18 protein-coding genes are annotated in these 18,065 nt (G+C 65.1%); 9 read left to right on the top strand and 9 right to left on the bottom strand.

Annotated features, from left to right (window positions below):
- The first annotated feature begins 35 nt into the window (after positions 1-35).
- Genes RPF88_RS24085 through RPF88_RS24095 form a run of 3 tightly spaced genes read left to right on the top strand, consistent with a single transcriptional unit; the run spans position 36 to position 3,543 of the window.
- Positions 36-1,547: an ABC transporter ATP-binding protein gene (locus RPF88_RS24085; RefSeq protein WP_337123329.1), complete on the top strand. Its 1,512-nt coding sequence runs from the start codon at positions 36-38 to the stop codon at positions 1,545-1,547.
- Positions 1,547-2,602: an ABC transporter permease gene (locus RPF88_RS24090; protein ID WP_024504732.1), complete on the top strand. Its 1,056-nt coding sequence runs from the start codon at positions 1,547-1,549 to the stop codon at positions 2,600-2,602. The genes RPF88_RS24085 and RPF88_RS24090 overlap by 1 nt, the downstream gene beginning before the upstream one ends.
- On the top strand, positions 2,599-3,543 hold the full coding sequence (locus tag RPF88_RS24095; protein ID WP_013528958.1) for an ABC transporter permease: 945 nt from the start codon (positions 2,599-2,601) through the stop codon (positions 3,541-3,543). Before RPF88_RS24090 ends, RPF88_RS24095 begins: the two co-directional genes overlap by 4 nt.
- Positions 3,544-3,570: 27 nt before the next feature.
- Here RPF88_RS24095 and RPF88_RS24100 read toward each other — a convergent pair whose 3' ends face one another.
- On the bottom strand, positions 3,571-4,338 hold the full coding sequence (locus RPF88_RS24100; protein WP_064992581.1) for an SDR family NAD(P)-dependent oxidoreductase: 768 nt from the start codon (positions 4,336-4,338) through the stop codon (positions 3,571-3,573).
- Between the two features lie 290 nt (positions 4,339-4,628).
- On the opposite strand from RPF88_RS24100, the gene RPF88_RS24105 reads away from it, so the two are divergent.
- Together RPF88_RS24105 and RPF88_RS24110 are read left to right on the top strand one after the other, a co-directional pair.
- Positions 4,629-4,784, top strand: a complete 156-nt coding sequence (locus RPF88_RS24105; RefSeq protein WP_084015479.1) for a hypothetical protein — start codon at positions 4,629-4,631, stop codon at positions 4,782-4,784.
- 110 nt (positions 4,785-4,894) lie between these two features.
- A complete protein-coding gene (locus RPF88_RS24110; protein ID WP_013528961.1) occupies positions 4,895-5,836 on the top strand; it encodes an LLM class flavin-dependent oxidoreductase in 942 nt (313 codons plus the stop codon).
- Between the two features lie 6 nt (positions 5,837-5,842).
- On the opposite strand, the gene RPF88_RS24115 is transcribed toward RPF88_RS24110, so the two are convergent.
- The 5 genes from RPF88_RS24115 to RPF88_RS24135 all read right to left on the bottom strand — a co-directional run bounded on the left by RPF88_RS24115 (position 5,843) and on the right by RPF88_RS24135 (position 13,469).
- Entirely contained in the window at positions 5,843-6,529 is a 687-nt protein-coding gene (locus tag RPF88_RS24115; protein ID WP_013528962.1) for a cysteine hydrolase family protein, read from the bottom strand.
- Positions 6,530-6,565: 36 nt separating this feature from the next.
- Positions 6,566-8,290 (bottom strand): ABC transporter ATP-binding protein, encoded by a 1,725-nt coding sequence (locus RPF88_RS24120; RefSeq protein WP_337123331.1) that lies wholly within the window; start codon positions 8,288-8,290, stop codon positions 6,566-6,568.
- 109 nt (positions 8,291-8,399) lie between these two features.
- Complete coding sequence (fhuB, locus tag RPF88_RS24125; RefSeq protein ID WP_024504729.1) at positions 8,400-10,403, bottom strand: Fe(3+)-hydroxamate ABC transporter permease FhuB; 2,004 nt, start codon at positions 10,401-10,403, stop codon at positions 8,400-8,402.
- Positions 10,400-11,260 carry an ABC transporter substrate-binding protein gene (locus RPF88_RS24130; RefSeq protein WP_024504728.1) on the bottom strand — a complete coding sequence of 287 codons (861 nt, stop codon included), beginning with the start codon at positions 11,258-11,260 and terminating at the stop codon, positions 10,400-10,402. Before RPF88_RS24130 ends, fhuB begins: the two co-directional genes overlap by 4 nt.
- Before the next feature lie 25 nt (positions 11,261-11,285).
- Positions 11,286-13,469, bottom strand: coding sequence for a TonB-dependent siderophore receptor (locus RPF88_RS24135; RefSeq protein WP_337123332.1), 2,184 nt, complete (start codon positions 13,467-13,469; stop codon positions 11,286-11,288).
- 212 nt (positions 13,470-13,681) lie between these two features.
- Here RPF88_RS24135 and RPF88_RS24140 point away from each other — a divergent pair, with 212 nt between their 5' ends.
- The 4 genes from RPF88_RS24140 (at position 13,682) to RPF88_RS24155 (ending at position 16,923) form a co-directional block, all read left to right on the top strand.
- The gene (locus RPF88_RS24140; protein ID WP_024504726.1) at positions 13,682-14,473 is read left to right on the top strand and encodes an ATP-binding cassette domain-containing protein; all 792 of its coding nucleotides are present in this window, start codon (positions 13,682-13,684) and stop codon (positions 14,471-14,473) included.
- Between the two features lie 65 nt (positions 14,474-14,538).
- Positions 14,539-15,510 (top strand): tonB-system energizer ExbB, encoded by a 972-nt coding sequence (gene exbB / locus RPF88_RS24145; RefSeq protein ID WP_063173314.1) that lies wholly within the window; start codon positions 14,539-14,541, stop codon positions 15,508-15,510.
- Positions 15,511-15,514: 4 nt separating this feature from the next.
- Positions 15,515-15,982 carry a TonB system transport protein ExbD gene (gene exbD / locus RPF88_RS24150; protein WP_013528969.1) on the top strand — a complete coding sequence of 156 codons (468 nt, stop codon included), beginning with the start codon at positions 15,515-15,517 and terminating at the stop codon, positions 15,980-15,982.
- The gene (locus RPF88_RS24155; RefSeq protein ID WP_024504724.1) at positions 15,979-16,923 is read left to right on the top strand and encodes a TonB family protein; all 945 of its coding nucleotides are present in this window, start codon (positions 15,979-15,981) and stop codon (positions 16,921-16,923) included. The genes exbD and RPF88_RS24155 overlap by 4 nt, the downstream gene beginning before the upstream one ends.
- A 148-nt stretch (positions 16,924-17,071) precedes the next feature.
- On the opposite strand, the gene RPF88_RS24160 is transcribed toward RPF88_RS24155, so the two are convergent.
- The 3 genes from RPF88_RS24160 to RPF88_RS24170 all read right to left on the bottom strand — a co-directional run bounded on the left by RPF88_RS24160 (position 17,072) and on the right by RPF88_RS24170 (position 18,040).
- Positions 17,072-17,392, bottom strand: coding sequence for a hypothetical protein (locus tag RPF88_RS24160; protein ID WP_024504723.1), 321 nt, complete (start codon positions 17,390-17,392; stop codon positions 17,072-17,074).
- Positions 17,393-17,520: 128 nt separating this feature from the next.
- Positions 17,521-17,781, bottom strand: coding sequence for a hypothetical protein (locus tag RPF88_RS24165; RefSeq protein WP_024504722.1), 261 nt, complete (start codon positions 17,779-17,781; stop codon positions 17,521-17,523).
- A gap of 4 nt (positions 17,782-17,785) precedes the next feature.
- Positions 17,786-18,040 (bottom strand): hypothetical protein, encoded by a 255-nt coding sequence (locus tag RPF88_RS24170; protein WP_024504721.1) that lies wholly within the window; start codon positions 18,038-18,040, stop codon positions 17,786-17,788.
- Positions 18,041-18,065 lie beyond the last annotated feature (25 nt).

Below are 18,065 nucleotides of genomic sequence, written 5' to 3' on the forward strand. Positions count from 1 at the left end.
GTTGAATCGCAAAGCCCGTCCGTTCAGGAGCCCCCTTGTCCGCCCCCCTCATCGAAATGCGCGGCATCACCAAGAGCTTCGGCGCCGTCAAGGCGAACGAGGCCGTTGATCTCAGCGTCGCGCCCGGCGAAATCCTCGGGTTGCTGGGCGAGAACGGCGCCGGCAAGACGACGCTGATGAATGTGCTGTTCGGCGCCTATGCGCCCGACGCCGGCGAGATTCTCATCCAGGGCAGGCCGGTGCGGATCACAAGTTCCGCCGATGCGCTAGCCGCCGGCATCGGCATGGTGCACCAGCATTTTCATCTGGCGCCAAGGCTGACGGTGCTGGAGAACCTGCTGATAGGCATTCCCGGCAAGACAGGGCGGATCGACCGCGCCGGCGGGCTGGCGCGGCTGGCCGAGATCGGCCGCCAGCATGGGCTGACGCTTGATCCCGATCTTCCGGTCTCGGCGCTGTCGGTCGGCGAGCAGCAGCGGCTCGAAATCGTCAAGGCACTGTTTCGCGGCGCCAGGCTCTTGATCCTCGACGAGCCGACGGCGGTGCTGGCGCCGAGCGAGGTCGACGGGCTGTTTTCGGCGTTGCGGTCGATGGCGGCGCAAGGGCTCGGCATCATCTTCATCTCGCACAAGCTCAACGAGGTGCGGGCACTGACGCATCGCTGCACCGTGCTGCGGCATGGGCGCGTCGCCGGCCGCGTCGACGATCCCGCCAACACGGCATCGTCCGCAATGGCGCAACTGATGTGCGGCCATGAGATCGTGCCGCCGGCGCGGGGACCATCGACGCCGGGTGCCGCTGTGCTCACCCTCAATGGCATTTCCACCTCGCGTCATTCGGGTACGGCGCTGCGCGACGTGTCGCTTGCCGTGCGTGCAGGCGAAATCCTCGGCATTGCCGGCGTGTCGGGCAATGGCCAGCGCGCGCTGGCGGAGGTCATCTCCGGCGTGCGCGTACCTGACGCCGGCCGGATGACGATCGCCGGCCAGAAAGTCTCACGCTTTTCGCTCCGCGAGGTGCAGGCGCTCGGTCTCGGCCGTATCCCGGAAGACCGTATGACGACGGGGCTGGTTACCAACCTGCCGCTCGCGGATTCGATGGTGTTGCCGCGCATCGGCACCGCCGCGTTCAGCAGCAGAGGCCTGCTCAAGCCGGATGCGATCCGCGCCTTCGCGGAAGAGCAGATCAAGGCCTATGATATCAGGTGCCCTGGGCCGATGACCCGCGCGGGAGCGCTGTCCGGCGGCAATCTGCAGAAGGCCCTTCTGGCGCGCGAACTCGCTTTCGACCCGAAGGTTCTGATCGTCTCGCAACCGACGCGCGGGCTCGATATCGGCGCGGCGCGTTTCATCCACGAAAAGTTCCTCGACATGCGGGCCAAGGGCTGCGGCATCATCGTCATCGGCGAGGATCTGGAAGAGCTGCTGGTGCTCTGCGATAGCATCGCGGTGATGTATGAGGGCCGCATTGTCGGCACGCTCGACAGCGCCGATGCAACGATCGCACAGCTCGGCCTGATGATGACCGGGGCGGAGGGGCACAGCTGATGTTTCGCCTGGAAGTCCGCACCTCTACGCCGGCCTGGTTCAACCTCGCTTTGCCGCTGCTGGCTATCGGCGCGACGCTTGTCCTGTGCAGTGGCCTGATCGCGCTGGCCGGCGCCGGCGTGCTCAATGCGTATGGCGTGATGTTCACGGCCTCGCTGGGCGACAGCTATGCGATCACCGAAACGATGGTGCGCGCCGCGCCGATGATCTTCACCGGACTGGCGGTGGCGGTCGCCTTCCGGGCAAAATTCTGGAACATCGGCGCCGAGGGTCAATTGCTGGCCGGCGCGGTGGCCAGCTGCTTTGTCGGCGCCATCCCGATGCCGGGACCGCTCGCCATGGTGTTGATGGCGGTCGCAGGCGCTGCGGCCGGGGCCGCGGTCGCGCTGGTGCCGGCGACCCTCAGGGTAAAATTCAAGGTCGACGATGTCGTCAGTTCGCTGCTGCTCAACTCGGTCATCTACTACGCGCTGATGGCGCTGATCGAAGGACCGTGGAAGGACTCCTTCAGCGGCTATCCGATCTCGCCGCCGATAGAGGATTCGGCCAATTTCCCTGTGCTGATCGAAGGTACAAGGCTGCATCTCGGCGTTATCGTGGCGCTGCTGGCGGCACCGCTGATCTGGTTCCTGATCGTGCGCACCACGCTCGGCTTCAGGATAAGGGTCACCGGCGAAAACCCGGAAGCGGCCAGATATGGCGGCATCCATGTCGAGCGCGTGCTGATCTCGACAGCGCTGCTGTCCGGCGCGCTGGCCGGACTGGCCGGCGTCGGCGAGGTCGGCGGCGTGCATTTCCAGGTGATGAGCGACATCTCGCCGGGCTACGGCTATTCCGGCATCGTCGTGGCCATGCTGGCGCGGCTCAACCCGCTCGGCGTCGTGCCGGCGGCGATCTTCCTTGCCGCCGTGATGACCGGCGCCGAGGCGATGTCGCGGGCGACCGGCGTGCCGGCCTTCCTCAGCGATGTCATCCAGGGCACCGCACTGCTCGCCATGCTGGTGGCGCTGCTGTTCACCGCTTATCGCATCCGCCGCGTCGGGGTTGCCCGATGAGCGCGGTGTTCGAACAGATCTTCCAGGTCGGCTTTCTGGCCGCGATCATCCGCATCGCCACGCCGCTGGCTTTTGCAACGCTGGGCGAAATGTTCTCGGAACGGGCAGGCGTGCTCAATCTCGGCATCGAAGGCATCATGCTTTTGTCCGCGATGACAGGCTTCACCGCTGCCAGCCTCAGCGGCAGCCTGTGGCTCGGCGTGCTGGCGGCGGTGCTGACCGGCATGCTGATGGGCGCGCTGCATGCGTTGTTCACGGTGGTGCTCGGCCTCAGCCAGCATGTCTGCGGCATCGGCGTGACGCTGTTCTCGTCGGGCCTTGCCTATTTCCTCTACCGGCTGATCTTCGGCCAGCAGTCTGTGCCGCCCAACATCAATGGTTTTCAGACGCTGCCGATCCCGATCCTGTCCGACATTCCGGTGCTCGGGCCGGCGGTGTTCAACCAGTTCGCGCTGGTCTACATGGCGATCCTGGCCATTCCCTTGGCCGCTTTCATACTCTACCGCACGCCATGGGGCCTGTCGGTGCGCATGGTCGGTGAAAATCCGCGCGCCGCGGATTCGGCCGGTGTCAGTGTCATCGCCACACGCTTCCAGGCGGTTGTCCTCGGCGGCGCGCTGATGGGGCTGGCCGGCGCCTTCCTGTCGATGGCGCAGTTCAACGCCTTCACCTTCGGCGTGGTGTCGGGGCGCGGCTGGGTGGCGATCGCGCTGGTCGTCTTCGGCCGCTGGGATCCATGGCGCTCGGCGGGTGCGGCACTTCTGTTCGCCTTCGTCGATGCCTTGCAGCTGCGCATGCAGGCGAGCGGGCTCGGACACATCCCCTACGAGGCGTTCCTGATGCTGCCGTTCATCTTCACCATCGTCGCCATGGCTGTGATGTCGCGCAACGCGGTGGCGCCGTCGGCGCTGCTCAAGCCATTTAGACGGGAAGAGCGCTGACAGCCGGGCGGCTGTCGGCGTAGCTGTTCACATCGCGGTAAAACCGTTGTCGACGAACAGATGCGTGCCGTTGACGAAGCTCGACTCGTCGCTGGCGAGGTAAAGCGCCGCCCTCGCCACCTCTTCCGGCTCGCCGATGCGGCCCTGCTGCGCGGCCAGCGCTGCGTCCGAGACATCGATGCCGAGCCTGCCGAGGTCGGCAACCTCGCGCAGGCCGTGCGGCGTGCGGATGAAGCCCGGGCAGACGGCGTTGCAGCGGATGTTGCGGTCGCGGAACTCGACGGCGATGGCGCGGGCGAACATGTGGCAGGCGCCCTTGGTGGTGTCATAGAGCACTTCGTTGGGAGTAGCCGCCACCGCCGAGATCGACGAGGTGCAGACGATCGAGCCGCCGCCCGCCGCAATCATGCCGGGCAAAACGGCGCGCGTCATCAGGAACATCGAGCGCACATTGACGGCATGCAGCCAATCCCATTCCTGCACCGTGGTCTCCAGGAAGGGCTTTATCACGATGGTGCCGGCGTGGTTGAACAGCACGGTGATGGGCCCGAGTTTTTCGATAGCACCCTTCACGGCGGCTTCGACCTGTGCCTCGTCGGAGACGTCGGCGACAAAATGCTCGGCGACATGGCCGCGTGCCCTGATTGTCGCTGCGGTTGCGGCGGCCGCCTCGCCGTTGCGGTCGATGATCGCCACCTTGGCGCCTTCGGCGGCGAACAGCTCCGAGGTTGCTCCACCCATTCCCGTCGCGCCGCCCGAAATGATGGCGACCTTGCCGGCCAGTCTTGTGCCCATTTTTTCTGCCCCTATGTGACGATTTCGCGTTGCTGGTTGGGCGATGCTACCGCGCCGGCGCCGGGCGGCCAATCCACGAATTGAGTGCAGCGAGGGCAAGGCCATAGGTCCATTCGGACGCAGACCCGAAAACGGACGCGCCATACGGATCGGCCGCCCGAGTGCGCCTTGTAAGCAAGTGACTACCAACCTCCCATCACATAAGAGAAAATTATTCTAGATTTGACCGAAAAATAGCAATCGACAAAGTCTACAAGTTTTATAGATTAACCGGCGAGACGGAGGTCGATATGTCCTATATCCAGAACGCCCAGGCGGATCGCAGTGGCCAGCGGGCGGCCAATGCCCAGACCTTCCGCCCGGCCTATGCCGGGGCTTTCGCCTATCTCGTCTTTGCCCTTGCGTTCGTGTTCACCGGGGCCGTTGTTCTGGGTCTTATTCCCTGAGTCGTCAGATCGACCGGGGTTAGCTGCCCCACCACTTACAGGCAATTGGAGTTGAATGAACCGAATCCTCGGCGTGCTTTCGCGCGCCCGACACCACGGAGGACATGGCAATGCCGATCGAGTTCACGCATATTCCCGGCAAGACCGCCGATGCCGCGGTTCCCTTTTTCTACGACTTTGCCGAGACCGCGACCAAGCTCGGGCTGATCGAGGACGGCGGCTTCCGCAAGATCGTCGTCGACGATTCGGCCGGACTGCTGACCAACATGGATCTTGCGGCCCAGGTGCTCGATCGCACCTCGTCGCTGGAAGTCGTGCTCACCCATTGGGCGGGCGTGGTCGAACCGACCGTGGCGGCCCGCCAACTGGCGTCGATCGACAGGCAAAGCGGCGGACGCCTGGCGCTGAGAATGATCAGCGAGCCGCTGAGCGATGCCGACGCCGAAACACGGCCGGTCGGGCACACCGTCATCTGGCAGCGAATAGACGAATATCTGGTGCTGCTGAAGCGGCTGTGGTCGAACGACCGGCCCTTCGACCACGAAGGAACGTTCTACAGCATCAAGGGCGGCTACGTGCCGCGCAAGGGACCGCACGGCGCCGACCTGGTCATCCGCATGGGCGGGCAGTCCGGAACGGCGCTCAAGGTGGCCGGCCGACATGCCGATGTCTTTGAACTGGCGCCGGGCTCGATCGACGAGATCCGGCAATTGATGGAGCGGGTGCGCCGCTCCGCCGCCGAACATGGCCGGGCCGGCAAGCTGCGCTTCGCGCTTCCGGTCGGGATTCACCAAGGTGCTTCCGCCTCCGGTCACAAGGCGGTCGATGTTGCCGGGCCGCCAGCCCAGGCCGCCCTGTCGCTGCTTGCCTATGCAGCCCTCGGGATCGATGAATTCATGATTGTCGGTGTCGACACGCCACGCGAGATCGCAACGCTCGGCCGGGAAACGATCGCCCTGCTGCGCAATTCGCTGGCGCGTCGCGAACACGAGGCATTCCAGCCTGGGGCATATGCGTCTCGTGCAGGATTGGAGACGCGCGCAACGGGCTGAAGTCCTTCAGCCTTTTGTTGCCTCTGGCCTGTCGCCAAGCCGCGACAGGCCTTCAATGACAGCGCCCGAATCCGCCAGCGCGCCGAAGACGCCATCTTCGACCGTCACCATATGAAGCGCGGCCTCGTGGGCTTGTTTGTCGCCGCTGGCGCAGGCGTCGGAAATCGTCAGGCATTGAAAGTTGCGGTCGCAGGCTTCGCGCAGCGTGGTGTGGACGCAGACATCCGTCGTGCATCCGGAAAACATGAGATGCGTGATGCCTTGCGCGCGGAGCACAAGCTCGAAATCCGTATAAATGAAGGCGCTGTTGCAGGTCTTGTCGACGATGATGTCGTGCGGTGCCACGTCGATCTCCGGAACGATCTGGAACCCCGTGCCCGAGCGCAGCAGGATATCGGTGCCGTCGAGACCGGAGCGCTTGCGGCGCCATTTTTCGTAAGGCGTCATATCGGCCATGTCGGCCCTATAGCCCTGCCTGGTATGGATGACCCTGACGCCGGCCTTGCGCGCGGCCGCGATCAGCCGGCTCACCGTCGGCAGGATCGCCCTCAGAGGCGACGGGTCATAGCCCTGCCTGGCGAAGTAGCCCGTCGTCGACAGGAAATCCTGCTGCAGGTCGATGACGATCAGCGCGGTGTTTTCGGCCACCAGCCTGCCGTCAAAGGGAAAGTCGAAGGGCGTTGCCTTGATCATCCGGGCGCTCCCTGCTTTGGCCGCTACCATAGTGAATCAACGCGATGACACCAGATGCTGGGCGTCGTGCAGGCGTCGATAGATGCCGCCGGCACGGATCAGTTCGCTGTGCGACCCCTGCTCGACGACGCCCGACTCCGAGACGACGACGATGCGGTCGGCGCCGCGGATCGTTGCCAGCCGGTGTGCGATGACCAGCGTGGTTCGGCCTTCGGCAAGTTCGGCCAGCGACTTCTGGATTTCGCGCTCGGTCTCGGTGTCGAGCGCCGACGTCGCCTCGTCGAGGATCAGGATCGGCGGGTTCTTCAAGAACATACGGGCAATCGCCAGCCGCTGCTTCTGGCCGCCGGACAGTTTTACGCCGCGCTCGCCGATGATCGTGTCATAACCGGCCGGCAGGCCTGATATCATGCCGTCGAGCTGCGCCCGCCGCGCGGCATCGGCGATGGCGTCGTCGGAGGCGCCGAGACGGCCATAGGCAATGTTTTCGCGGATCGAGCCGCCGAACAGGAAGACATCCTGCTGGACGATGCCGATCTGGCCGCGCAGCGAAGCGAGCGTCATGTCCCTGATATCGATGCCGTCGATGCTGATCCGCCCGGCGCTGACTTCGTAGAACCGCGGCAGCAGCGAGCATATGGTGGTCTTGCCGGCACCTGACGGCCCGACGAAGGCGATGGTTTCGCCGGCGCGGATGGTGAGATCGATATCCTTCAGCACCGGCTTGCCGTCGCCGTAGCCGAAGCTCACACCGCGATATTCGATGGAGCCCTTGAGGCCGCTGGCGGTAACGGCACCGGGCCGGTCGGCGATGTCGGGTTCGGTGTCGAGCAACTCTGTGTAGCGGCGGAAGCCGGCAATGCCTTTTGGATAGGTCTCGATCACCGAATTGATCTTCTCGATCGGCCGCACGAAGACGCCGACCAAAAGCAGGAAGCCGACGAAGCCGCCATTGCTCAGGCCTCCCGTGATGACGAGGTAGCTGCCGGCAATCATGACCACGAGCTGGATCAGCCTTATGCCCATGTAGTTCAGCGAATTGCTGGCCGACATGATGCGGTAGGCGTCGAGCTTGGTCTGGCGGTAGCGCTGGTTGTCATGCGCGAACAGCGTGCGCTCATGCTCCTCGTTGGCGAAGGCCTGGACGACGCGCATGCCGCCGACATTCTCCTCGATGCGGACGTTGAAATCGCCGACACGCCGGTAGAGCGCCTGCCAGTTGCGCTCCATGCGGTCGCCGTAGCGCATCGTCACCCAGGCGATCAGAGGCACGATCACCGCCGTGATCAGCGCCAGATGCATGTTGACCGTGAACATCAGCACGAAGGCGCCGGCGAACGTCATGATGGCGATGAACAGGTCCTCGGGGCCATGATGCGCGATCTCGCCGATCTCCTCGAGATCCTTGGTGACGCGACCGACGAGATGGCCGGTCTTGTGGTTGTCGTAGAAGCGGAACGACAGTTTCTGCAGATGATCGAAGCTCTTGCGCCGCATCTCGGTCTCGATGTTGATGCCAAGCATGTGGCCCCAATAGGTGACGACCGCCATCAGCACCGTGTTGAGTAGATAGATTACCAGCAGCCCTGCCGAGGCGATGATGATCAGCGTCCAGTCCTGCCGTGGCAGGAGCTGGTCGACGAAGGTGCGGACCGCCATGGGAAAGCCGAGTTCGAGCAGGCCGGCCAGCACCGCGCAGGAGAAGTCGAGCGCGAACAGCCCCTTCCAGGGCGCGTAATAGGACAGGAAACGTCTGATCATCGAGGTGAACCGCAAGCTGTCTTGATGGACGCGGCGAGGGCACCGGCCGCCATCGATGGGCGCTGCTTACAATCGGCAGGGCAGGGTCGGCAATATGCCAGGGCCGACTTCATTGCCTGCCTTTCCACATCAGCGCCATGAAATAGGGGCCGCCGACGAAGGCGGCGATGAGCCCGGCCGGCACCTGCCAGGGAAAGATCAGCGTCCGGCCTGCCCAGTCGGCGGCAACGAGGATCAGCCCGCCTGTCATGGCCGAGGCCAGAAGCTGCGGCACGGCACGGCGGAAGCCGAGCATGCGCGCGAGATGCGGCGCCATCAGGCCGACGAAGCTCAGCGGGCCGATGACCAATGTCGCGGTTGCGGTGGCCAGCGCGGTAAGTGCCAGCAGAATGGCGCGAACCCGTCCAAGCCGCAGGCCAAGGCCACGCGCGGCAGTTTCGCCGAGCGGCACTATATCGAGCCAGCGCGCCGTCAGCGGCGCCAGCGCGAGGACGGCGACCGCGACCGCAGCGGCAGTGAAGGCATCATTGGGCGTTGCGCGATAGGTCGATCCCGATAGCCAGGCGAGCAGGAAGCCCGTGCGCGGATCGCCGCTGGCCAGAAGCAGCGCGGCGAAGGCCGACGCGACCGTCGCCACGGCGACGCCGGCAAGCAGCAGCCGCGCCGGCGACAGTGCATTGCGCCGCCCGACCAGCACGACGATCGTCAGCGCCAGCAAGGCGCCCGCGAGTGCGGCGCCGAGCATTGCCGCGCGGTCGAAGCCGTCGCTGAGCAACAGCAGCGCCAGCACGCCGAAAGAGGCGCCGCCGGAAATGCCGAGCACTTCGGGTGCTGCCATCGGGTTGCCGGTCATGCGCTGCATCAGCGTGCCGGCGACCGCGAGCAGGACGCCCGCCGACAGGGCGACGACGACGCGAGGCGCGCGCAGGGCAAGCAGCTCGGTCAAATCCTCGGATGCGATCCAGTGCCAACCGCCTGCGCCACGGCCAAAGCCCATTGCGACGACAACCGCGAGGATGAGCGCCAGCAGGCCGGCGATCAACGGCAGGCCGTTTGTCGGCAGGCGTACGGACGACATCATATCGGCCTGCCTTTCGGGGGTGGTTCGCATTCGCGGCAACAGGAACAGCAGCAGCGGCGCGCCGAGCAAAGCGGTCGCGGTGCCGGCGGGGATTTCGCCGGCGAACGGCAGATGCTGCACCAGACGGTCGGTGAGCCAGAGCAGGGCGCCGCCGACCAGCGGCGACCAGACCAGGCGGCGGCCAAGCGTGCGCGCTCCGGCCAGCCGCGCCAGCGCCGGGGCAGCGAGCGCCACGAACCCGATGACGCCGACCTCGGCGACGACCAACGCGCCAAGCGAGACGGCGACAGCCATGCCGGCAAGGCGGATGACGGCCGGGCGGGTGCCGAGCGATGCCGCGCCGTCGTCGCTGAGATCGAGCAGGCGTAGCGGTCGCCAGAGCAGGAACGCGGCGCAGATGCCGGCCAGCAGCCACGGCGCCAGAGCAACGACGGCCGCATCGCCATTCTGCACCAGCGAGCCGCTCTGCCAGATGAACAGCTCCTCGGTGTATTCGCGGTTGAGCGCCATCAGCAGCGCGCCGGCCGAACCGAAAGTGAGGCTGACGACGAGGCCGGCGATGATGATCGACACTGGCGAAAAGCTGCGCCCGCGCGCCAGTGCGAAAACGGCTGATGTGGCGAGAGCGCCGCCAGCCAGCGCCACCCCTTCACGGCCGCCTTCCAGCAGCCATGGTGCGTAGAGGGTGGCGGCCGCCAAAGCGAGGCTTGCTCCGGCATTGGTGCCGATCGTGGTCGGCTCGGCCAGCGGGTTGCGCAGCACATGCTGCATGACGACACCGGCGAGACCGAGCGCCGCGCCGGCCAGCACGCTGACGGCGACACGTGGCAGGAAAGCATAGCGATACAGCAACTGCACTGGATCGGATGTGTCGGGGGCGGTGAGCGCCTGCCACCACAGGTGCGCCGGCAGAAGGTGGATGAGATCGATGACGCTCAGCACCAGCGCCAGACCCGCGGGCACGGCCACCAGCAGGATGAGCGCGCCGATGCCGTCGCGCTGTCGCGGCAGGGACATTGCCTGAGCGATCATGCCGCTGCCACGAATTCGGCGAAACGCGCGGCGGCAGTAAGACCGCCGAACGGCCAGACCGGCGGAATGGTCCGCACCTGGCCGTTCCGGACGCAGGGCAGATTGGCCCAGAGCGAGTTGCGGGCGATCCTGATCCTGACGTGCGGCGGGATCGGATCGAGCGAGATCAGTTGCGCCTCGCCGACGGCGACCAGTTCCTCGATGCCGACCGTCGAAAAACCCCATTCATTGGTGGCGCCAGTCCAGGCATTGACGAGGCCGAGCCGGTCGAGGACGTCCTGCAGCAGGCTGCCGGCGCCGTAGACGCGGACATGGCGATCGTCGAACATGCTGACGACGCAGACCGGTTTTTGCGCCGCCCGCTCCAGCCTGGCACGCGCTTGGGCGATCGAGGCTTCGGTGCGCCCGACAAGGTTTTCTGCTTCCGTCCCACGGCCAAGCATGTCGCCAAGCTGCAGCGTCACCTGCTGCGCCTGCGCGTAAGGTGGAGCCTTGCCGCTGTAGAACGGCACATTGAAGGTCGGCGCCAATCTGGTGAAGCTGTTCTCGTCCAAGCCATAGCCATAGGCGCCGACGATCAGGTCGGGCCGCAATTCCCGAAGCAGTTCGAGATTGGGCTCGCTGCGCGATCCCAGGTCGATGGTGGCCTGCGGCAGCGCCGGGCCCTGGACCCAGTCGCCATAACCCCTGGTGTCGCCGACGGCGAGCGGCGACACGCCGAGCGAGACCACCATTTCGGCCGATGTCCATTCCAGGCAGACGACGCGGGCAGGTGCCGCGCGTGCCGTGCCGCCCGGCAAAGCGAGGCCGGTCGCGGCGAGGCCGGCAAGATACTGGCGCCGTGTCAGCGCCGCCATTTTGGGCCGGCCCGCCACATTGCTTCTACCATGTGTATTTCACCGAACCGTTGATCCTGCGGCCCTCGCCGTAGAAGCAGCCGAAGCCCGAGGAGAAGCAGGAGGCGACGTAGCGTTTGTCGAACAGATTGCTGGCATTGAGGCTGAGCGTGGCGTTCTGCCAGGCGTAATGCACCGCCGCGTCGGCGAGCACGACCGACGGAACCTTGAAGCTGTTGGCGTCGTCGCCATAGGTCGAGCCGACATAGCGGACACCGGCGCCCAGGCCGAGACCTTCGAGCTTGCCGCTCATGAAGGTGTAATTGGCCCAAAGCGATGCGGAATGGGCCGGCACGCCGAAGGGCGTGTTGCCCTCGTTGCTGACCCAGACGCCGTTGACGTCTTCGACAGCGGTCGCCCTGGTGATCTTCGTGTCGAGATAGGTGTAGGCCGCTCTCAGGTCGAAGCCGGAATCGAGGCTGGCAACGGCCTCGAATTCCACGCCGCGCGAACGGATCTCACCGGTCTGGAACAGATCGTTGGGTGAGCCCTCATTACCGGAACGCACGACATTCTGTCGGGTCAGGTCGAAAACCGATGCCGTAATGAAGGAATTCCAGCCAGTCGGCTGGTACTTCAGGCCGATCTCGTACTGCCTGCCGGTCTCGGGCACGAACAGATTGCCGTCGCTATCGGCGCCGGCCACCGGCTGGAACGACTCGGAATAGCTGACATAGGGTGCCAGGCCGTTGTCTGCGAGATAGACCAGGCCGGCGCGGCTGGTGAAGGCGTTGTCCTTCTGCTCGGGAATGTAGCCGCCGGCCAGATTGTCGTAGACCTTGGCATCCGACCAATCCTGGCGGCCGCCAAGGGTCAGCCGCCAGTTGCCGAACTTGACCTGGTCCTGGGCATAGAGACCGACCTGCTGCTGGGTGGTGTCGGTATCGGTGTAGGGCGTCAGATCGGTGATCGGGTACCCGTAAACCGGATCGAAGATGTTGAAACCGTCCTCGACGGTCCCTTCCGAGGCATAGTCGCGGTAAGTGTAGCGTTTGTAGTCGAGGCCGACGAGCAGCGTGTGGGCAAGCGGCCCGGTGTCGAAATCGGCTTGTGCCTGGTTGTCGATGGTGACGCCGCTGAGTTTGGTGCCGCCGGCATCTGCGTAACGGTAGTAGTCGCCGCTTGAAGGTTCCAGGCCGTTCGAGTCCGTCAGTCCGCCACCAAAGACGCCCTCCTCGGTGTGGGTGAGGTGGACGTAGCGGGCATGCTGTCGCACCTGCCAAGTTTCGTTGAAACGGTGATCGAATTCGTAGCCGATCGAGGCCTGGTCGTTGTTGTAGGAATCGAAGCCGGGTTCGCCGACGAACATGCTGTTCGGCAGGTACTTGCCGTCCTTGCCCGGTATGACCGTGCCGTAGGCAGGCAGGTACTGCATCGCCCATCCCGAGCGGTCGCGCTGATAGTTGGCGAGGATGGTCAGGCTGGTGTCGGCATCGGGCTGCCAGGTGATCGCCGGCGCGATGAAGATGCGATCGTCCTTGACGAAATCGGTCTGCGTGTCGCCCATGTGAGCGGCACCGGTGAGGCGAAACAGCAGCGACTTGTCGGCGTTCACGGCACCGCTGAAATCGAACTTGCCTTCATAGCGATTGAAGCTGCCGCCACCGAGTTCGATCTCGCGCAGGTTTTCCTCGGTCGGCCGCTTGCTGACATAGTTGATGATGCCGCCGGGGCTTGCCTGGCCATAAAGCACCGAGGCTGGTCCGCGCAGCACTTCGTAACGTTCCGCCCCGTAGGAATCGAGCGCGGTGAACAGGGTGAAATTGCTCTCCTTGAGCTGCAGCCCGTCCTTGTAGAAGACGCCGTTGGCGTTCGAAATGCCGCGCAATTGCAGGCCGAGGCCGCGATTGTCGGTGCCGTAGAGATCGCCAGTGGCGCCGGGCGTGTAGCGCAGAACGCCGCCGAGATTGTCGATCGCCTGTGCTTCCATCTGGCCCTTGGTGATCACCGATATCGACTGTGGCGTCTCGATCAGCGGCGTGTCGGTCTTGGTGCCGGTGGAGCCCTTGGTGGCCACGTAGCCCTTGACCGGCCCGAAGGCGCTTTTGACACGTTCCTGGACGTTGATCGGGTCCAGGGTGGTGGTGACCGTCTCCTGGGCCAGTGCATGGCCGCAGCCAAGCAGGGCCGGCACCGACACCGCTGCGATCAGCAGGCGCTTTCGCGCCATCCGGTCCTGCCAAATCAGTCCACGTCCCGAGATCATCCTGCGCCCCCTTTTCCAAATTTCATGTCGATATTGCCGGTCGCGACGATTTGTTGATCGTTGCAGTCATCTTCAATGTTGACTAGTAAGGTCATGTTTCATAGTCAACCGGGCATGAGCCGTCGAAAGCCGGAATCTGGAAATGCGGGCGGCCGCACTGGAGAAAAGCCATGAGCATGGCTGGAATTGATGCCCAGACTGCCTTCCATATCGACGCGGTGCGCTTTGCCGTCGGCGAGCGGACGCTGCTCGGTCCGGTCTCGCTCGAACTGGAGCGCTCGCGCGTCTATGGGCTGATCGGCCACAATGGTTCGGGCAAGTCGACGCTGATCAAGCTCATGGCGCGCCAACAGCCGGCGAGTTCAGGCGCCATCACTTTCGCCAGGCGTCCGTTGCCGCAATGGGGCGCCCGCGAATTTGCCCGCGCGCTTGCCTATCTGCCGCAGACGACACCGGCGGCGACCGGCCTGACCGTGCGCGAACTGGCGACGTTGGGACGCTATCCCTGGCATGGCGCGCTTGGCCGCTTCCGCGCGCAGGACAGGCAGCATGTCGACGAGGCGCTGGCCCTGACCGACATGGACGGGTTCGCGGATCGGCTGGTGGACGAATTGTCGGGCGGCGAGCGCCAGCGCGCCTGGCTCGCCATGCTGGTGGCGCAGAACGCCGGCGTCATGCTGCTCGACGAGCCGATCTCGGCACTCGACATCGCCCATCAGGTCGAGGTGCTCGGGCTGGTCAAGGAACTCAGCCGCAAACGCGACCTGTGCGTCGTCGTCGTGCTGCACGATCCCAACATGGCGGCGCGCTACTGCGACGAGCTGATCGCGCTCAAGGACGGCAAGCTGCTGACGCGCGGCACACCAGCCGAGATCATGCGCAGCGATGTGCTGAAAGGCATTTTCGGCGTGGAGATGGGCGTGTTCGCGCACCCCGTCACCGGCCAGCCTGTCGGCTATGTGCAGTGACGAGATCTGGTGCGGCGGCGGGAAATAGAAGGCGGCTGGCCGCTGTGAGAACAAGGAAGAAGCTGTTGTCGAGAAGTGGTTTGTTGGCGGCGTTGGTCGCATCCGTCATCCTGTCGGCCGGCAGCGCGATGGCCCAGGAGCAACCGGCCGGTGCCGCGCCGGCGATTGATGCCCCCACCCCGGCTGCTCCCACGGCCCCAGCGCCGATTGCGCCGGCGCCCGCCGCACCGGCAGTCGCTCCGCCGGCCACGATGGCGCCTTCGCAGCCGGGCACCCAGCCGAACACGGCCGCGCCAGCCGAGGCCGGACCTTCGACGGCGATGGAATTGACCTTGCCGCATGACCTGTCGCCATGGGGCATGTTCATGGCGGCCGATATCGTCGTCAAGGCGGTGATGATCGGGCTGGCCTTTGCCTCCCTCGTCACCTGGACGATATGGCTGGCCAAGTCGCTGGAGCTTTTCGGCGGCAAGCTGCGCATCCGTCGCGCCGTGCGGGCGATCGGCAAGGCCGCCACGCTGAAGCAGGCCAGCAGTACCCTCGACCGCAGCGGCGGCCCGGGCGCGCTGCTGGTGCGGGCGGCCGAGGAGGAGACCGCACTCTCAGCCGGCGCCCTCGATCATGTCTCAGGCGATGGCCTCAAGGAACGGGTTACGTCGCGCCTGTCGCGCATCGAGGCGGCGGCGGCGCGGCGCATGTCACGCGGCACCGGCGTGCTGGCGACGATCGGCTCGACCGCGCCCTTCGTCGGCCTGTTCGGCACGGTCTGGGGCATCATGAACGCCTTCATCGGCATCTCGCAGGCGCAGACCACCAATCTCGCCGTGGTCGCGCCGGGCATCGCCGAAGCGCTGCTGGCCACCGCGATGGGCCTGGTCGCGGCCATACCGGCCGTCGTCATCTACAACGTCTTCGCCCGCTCGATAGCCGGCTATCGGCAGATCCTCGCCGATGCCTCGGCAGGGGTCGAACGACTGGTCAGCCGCGACCTCGACTTCCGCACCGTCGCGCCGGCCGCGCCACTGGCGGCGGAGTAGCGCCATGGGAAGCAGAATCCGACAGACCATGGATGACGATCTCGAGGAAAGCCACGAGATCAACGTCACCCCGTTCATCGATGTCATCCTGGTGTTGTTGATTATCTTCATGGTCGCGGCACCGCTGGCCACGGTGGATGTCAATGTCGACCTGCCGGGTTCGACCGCAACGCCCGCGCCGAGGCCCGAGACACCGCTGTTCCTGACGCTGAAGGACGATCTGACGCTGGCGATCGGCAATGACGGCGTGCCACGCCCGGCTTTCGCCGCGACGCTGGACGCCAAGACCAAGGGTGACAAGCAGACGCGCATCTTCCTGCGCGCCGACAAGGCGGTCGCCTATGGCGACCTGATGGAGGCGATGAACCTGTTGCGCGGCGCCGGCTATCTGAAGATCGCGCTGGTCGGCCTGGAGACGGCTCCCGCGTCCAATGCCCCCGCGCCCACAGCCACCGGTGCGGCGGCGCCATGACGCAAGCGGTCGCCGTGCCCTCGGTCCAGATGTCGCGCTTCGGCTGGCGCGACCTTGGCTTGTGGGCCGGTGCTGCCGCGCTGGTCCTCGGAGCCCATGTCGCGGTCGCCTATGCAGTGCAGAATCTCACCATGGTCACCGAAGCGGACGGCGGTCCGCCACCGGCCCAGGTGATCGAGATGGCGCCGATGGTGGTGATGCCGGCCGTACGAGAACAGGTCGCCGCGCTGGACGCGGTGACGCCAGATCAGACCGAACCGACACCGACGACCGAGCCGACGCCTGAAGAACCGGTCGAAAAGGCGGAGCCGGTTGTCGAGCCGCCGGAAGCGGTCGCGCCTGACGAGGCCGAACCCAACCGGACCGAAACGGCTGAACAGGCCGATCAGCCGCCGCCGGATGAGGTCATCCCGGATGTTGTCGAGGCCGTTACGCCAGACGTCGTCATTCCCTTGCCGCAGCCGAAACCGGTCGAAATTGTCAAAGACAAGAAACCGGTCGAGGCCAAGGCGAAAAAACCTGTCGAGAAGCCCAAGCCGCGGCTTAAGAAGGAGAAGGCGGCTCCGCCGAAGACGGCAACCGTCGCCAGCGCCGACGCACGGCCCGCGGCCAGGACCGCGGCGCCGAAGGCGGCGGAATCGACGTCGCGCTCCGGCGACTCCAGCAAATGGGACTCCCGTCTGGGCGCCTGGATCAAGCGGCACACGCGCTATCCCAGCTCTGCCAAGGCCCGAGGCGTGGAAGGCAGGCCGTATGTCGCCTTCACGGTCGACTCGTCCGGCCGGGTCCTGTCCGCCAAGCTCTCTCGTTCCTCCGGGGATGCGGATCTGGACCGTGCGGCGCTCGCCGTGCTGCAAGGCGCCACGGTGCCGGCACCGCCACCGGACCTCGGCTCGCGTCTGAGCCGTACAGCGCCGTTCGTGTTCAGCCTGCGCAACTAGAGCAGCTCACCGTTTCACGGAAACGGCCAACTACTCTAACTCTTGTTTTGACGCAATTCCCAAGGGAAAACGCTATGCGTATTCCCGGGAAAACCGTTTCACACTTTTCCTGGAATTGCTCTAGAGCCGAACTTGATCGGCTGGCCTGTCAATAGGTCAGTGACAGGCTCAGGGCCTCGACCTGTTCGAGGTAGAAACGGCATTTCGTGCGCAACAGCCCGAGGCTCGGGTCATCGGCTCCGTTGATCTCGATGGTCTGCATCATGAAGTCGAAATGGGCGTGGAAGGCGTCCACTGTACCCCAGAGACTGTCGGCCTGGCAGCTGTCGGCAATCGCCATCGAGACGAGTTGGCGGGCCTCGATCCGCGCGGCGTCAGGCGATGGCGGTCGCCTGGCGATCAAGACGTCGAGCCGACTGAAAATGCTTTCCCTGGCATCGACGCTTCTGATGTTGGCTATCATGTTCATGTGCAGGTCCCCCTTGGCATTCCAGGCGCGCAATAGGCTCCGGTCTGGAATTGCCTGAAAGCTGGTGATCAGAGCGGTTCAGCGGCGCTGAACCACTAAGCGCGTGGCGTTTGGGCGGGCGACTTGCATCAAGCCTGAGCGACCGGATGCCGGTCCTGCGGGCAGGATGCAATCAGGGTCGGGATCGCGGTTGCATCGGAGGGGTGGCCCCTGATGATGTTGGCGACCTCGGCATCGGCCTGCTCGAACCAGTAGACCATGTCGGCGCGGTGCAGATCCGTCGCGGCTTTCTTCAGCAGCGGCAGCAGGCTTTGCAACGCGCACAGCGTCTCCCAGCGGTTTGGCCGGGAGGTCGAGCCGGCCACCGCGCATGCGGCTGACGATTGCATGTCGCTACGCTCTCCGTGGCTGGGCGGCACGATTGTCTTTTGCCTGCGCCTTGGGGTGCAGCGGGTTGCCGCTGAGCTGCGCATGCCTGGCCGGCCGTGCGCCGCGAAGAACGTCGAAGGCCTCCGCATAGGCCATGCCCAGCAGATAGGAGATCATCGGAAAACGGCTTGATTCGGCCATTTGCACGAGCTCATTGGTCATCGACGAAATATATTGAAGACTATCGATTTCCGACTGGCGTAAGGATTGATTTGGCACGTGCTGCTCCTGTCTCTGGTTATAC

Source organism: Mesorhizobium sp. ISC11 (assembly GCF_037162595.1).
Taxonomy (GTDB): Bacteria; Pseudomonadota; Alphaproteobacteria; order Rhizobiales; family Rhizobiaceae; genus Mesorhizobium; species Mesorhizobium ciceri.

What these genes read in the sequence shown, in the direction of transcription:
- RPF88_RS24090 (WP_024504732.1), top strand. Translation starts at nt 1,547, where the DNA reads ATGTTTCGCCTGGAAGTCCGCACCTCTACGCCGGCCTGGTTCAACCTC.
- RPF88_RS24095 (WP_013528958.1), top strand. Translation starts at nt 2,599, where the DNA reads ATGAGCGCGGTGTTCGAACAGATCTTCCAGGTCGGCTTTCTGGCCGCG.
- RPF88_RS24100 (WP_064992581.1), bottom strand. Translation starts at nt 4,338, where the DNA reads ATGGGCACAAGACTGGCCGGCAAGGTCGCCATCATTTCGGGCGGCGCG.
- RPF88_RS24105 (WP_084015479.1), top strand. Translation starts at nt 4,629, where the DNA reads ATGTCCTATATCCAGAACGCCCAGGCGGATCGCAGTGGCCAGCGGGCG.
- RPF88_RS24110 (WP_013528961.1), top strand. Translation starts at nt 4,895, where the DNA reads ATGCCGATCGAGTTCACGCATATTCCCGGCAAGACCGCCGATGCCGCG.
- RPF88_RS24115 (WP_013528962.1), bottom strand. Translation starts at nt 6,529, where the DNA reads ATGATCAAGGCAACGCCCTTCGACTTTCCCTTTGACGGCAGGCTGGTG.
- RPF88_RS24120 (WP_337123331.1), bottom strand. Translation starts at nt 8,290, where the DNA reads ATGATCAGACGTTTCCTGTCCTATTACGCGCCCTGGAAGGGGCTGTTC.
- fhuB (WP_024504729.1), bottom strand. Translation starts at nt 10,403, where the DNA reads ATGATCGCTCAGGCAATGTCCCTGCCGCGACAGCGCGACGGCATCGGC.
- RPF88_RS24130 (WP_024504728.1), bottom strand. Translation starts at nt 11,260, where the DNA reads ATGGCGGCGCTGACACGGCGCCAGTATCTTGCCGGCCTCGCCGCGACC.
- RPF88_RS24135 (WP_337123332.1), bottom strand. Translation starts at nt 13,469, where the DNA reads ATGGCGCGAAAGCGCCTGCTGATCGCAGCGGTGTCGGTGCCGGCCCTG.
- RPF88_RS24140 (WP_024504726.1), top strand. Translation starts at nt 13,682, where the DNA reads ATGGCTGGAATTGATGCCCAGACTGCCTTCCATATCGACGCGGTGCGC.
- exbD (WP_013528969.1), top strand. Translation starts at nt 15,515, where the DNA reads ATGGGAAGCAGAATCCGACAGACCATGGATGACGATCTCGAGGAAAGC.
- RPF88_RS24155 (WP_024504724.1), top strand. Translation starts at nt 15,979, where the DNA reads ATGACGCAAGCGGTCGCCGTGCCCTCGGTCCAGATGTCGCGCTTCGGC.
- RPF88_RS24160 (WP_024504723.1), bottom strand. Translation starts at nt 17,392, where the DNA reads ATGAACATGATAGCCAACATCAGAAGCGTCGATGCCAGGGAAAGCATT.
- RPF88_RS24165 (WP_024504722.1), bottom strand. Translation starts at nt 17,781, where the DNA reads ATGCAATCGTCAGCCGCATGCGCGGTGGCCGGCTCGACCTCCCGGCCA.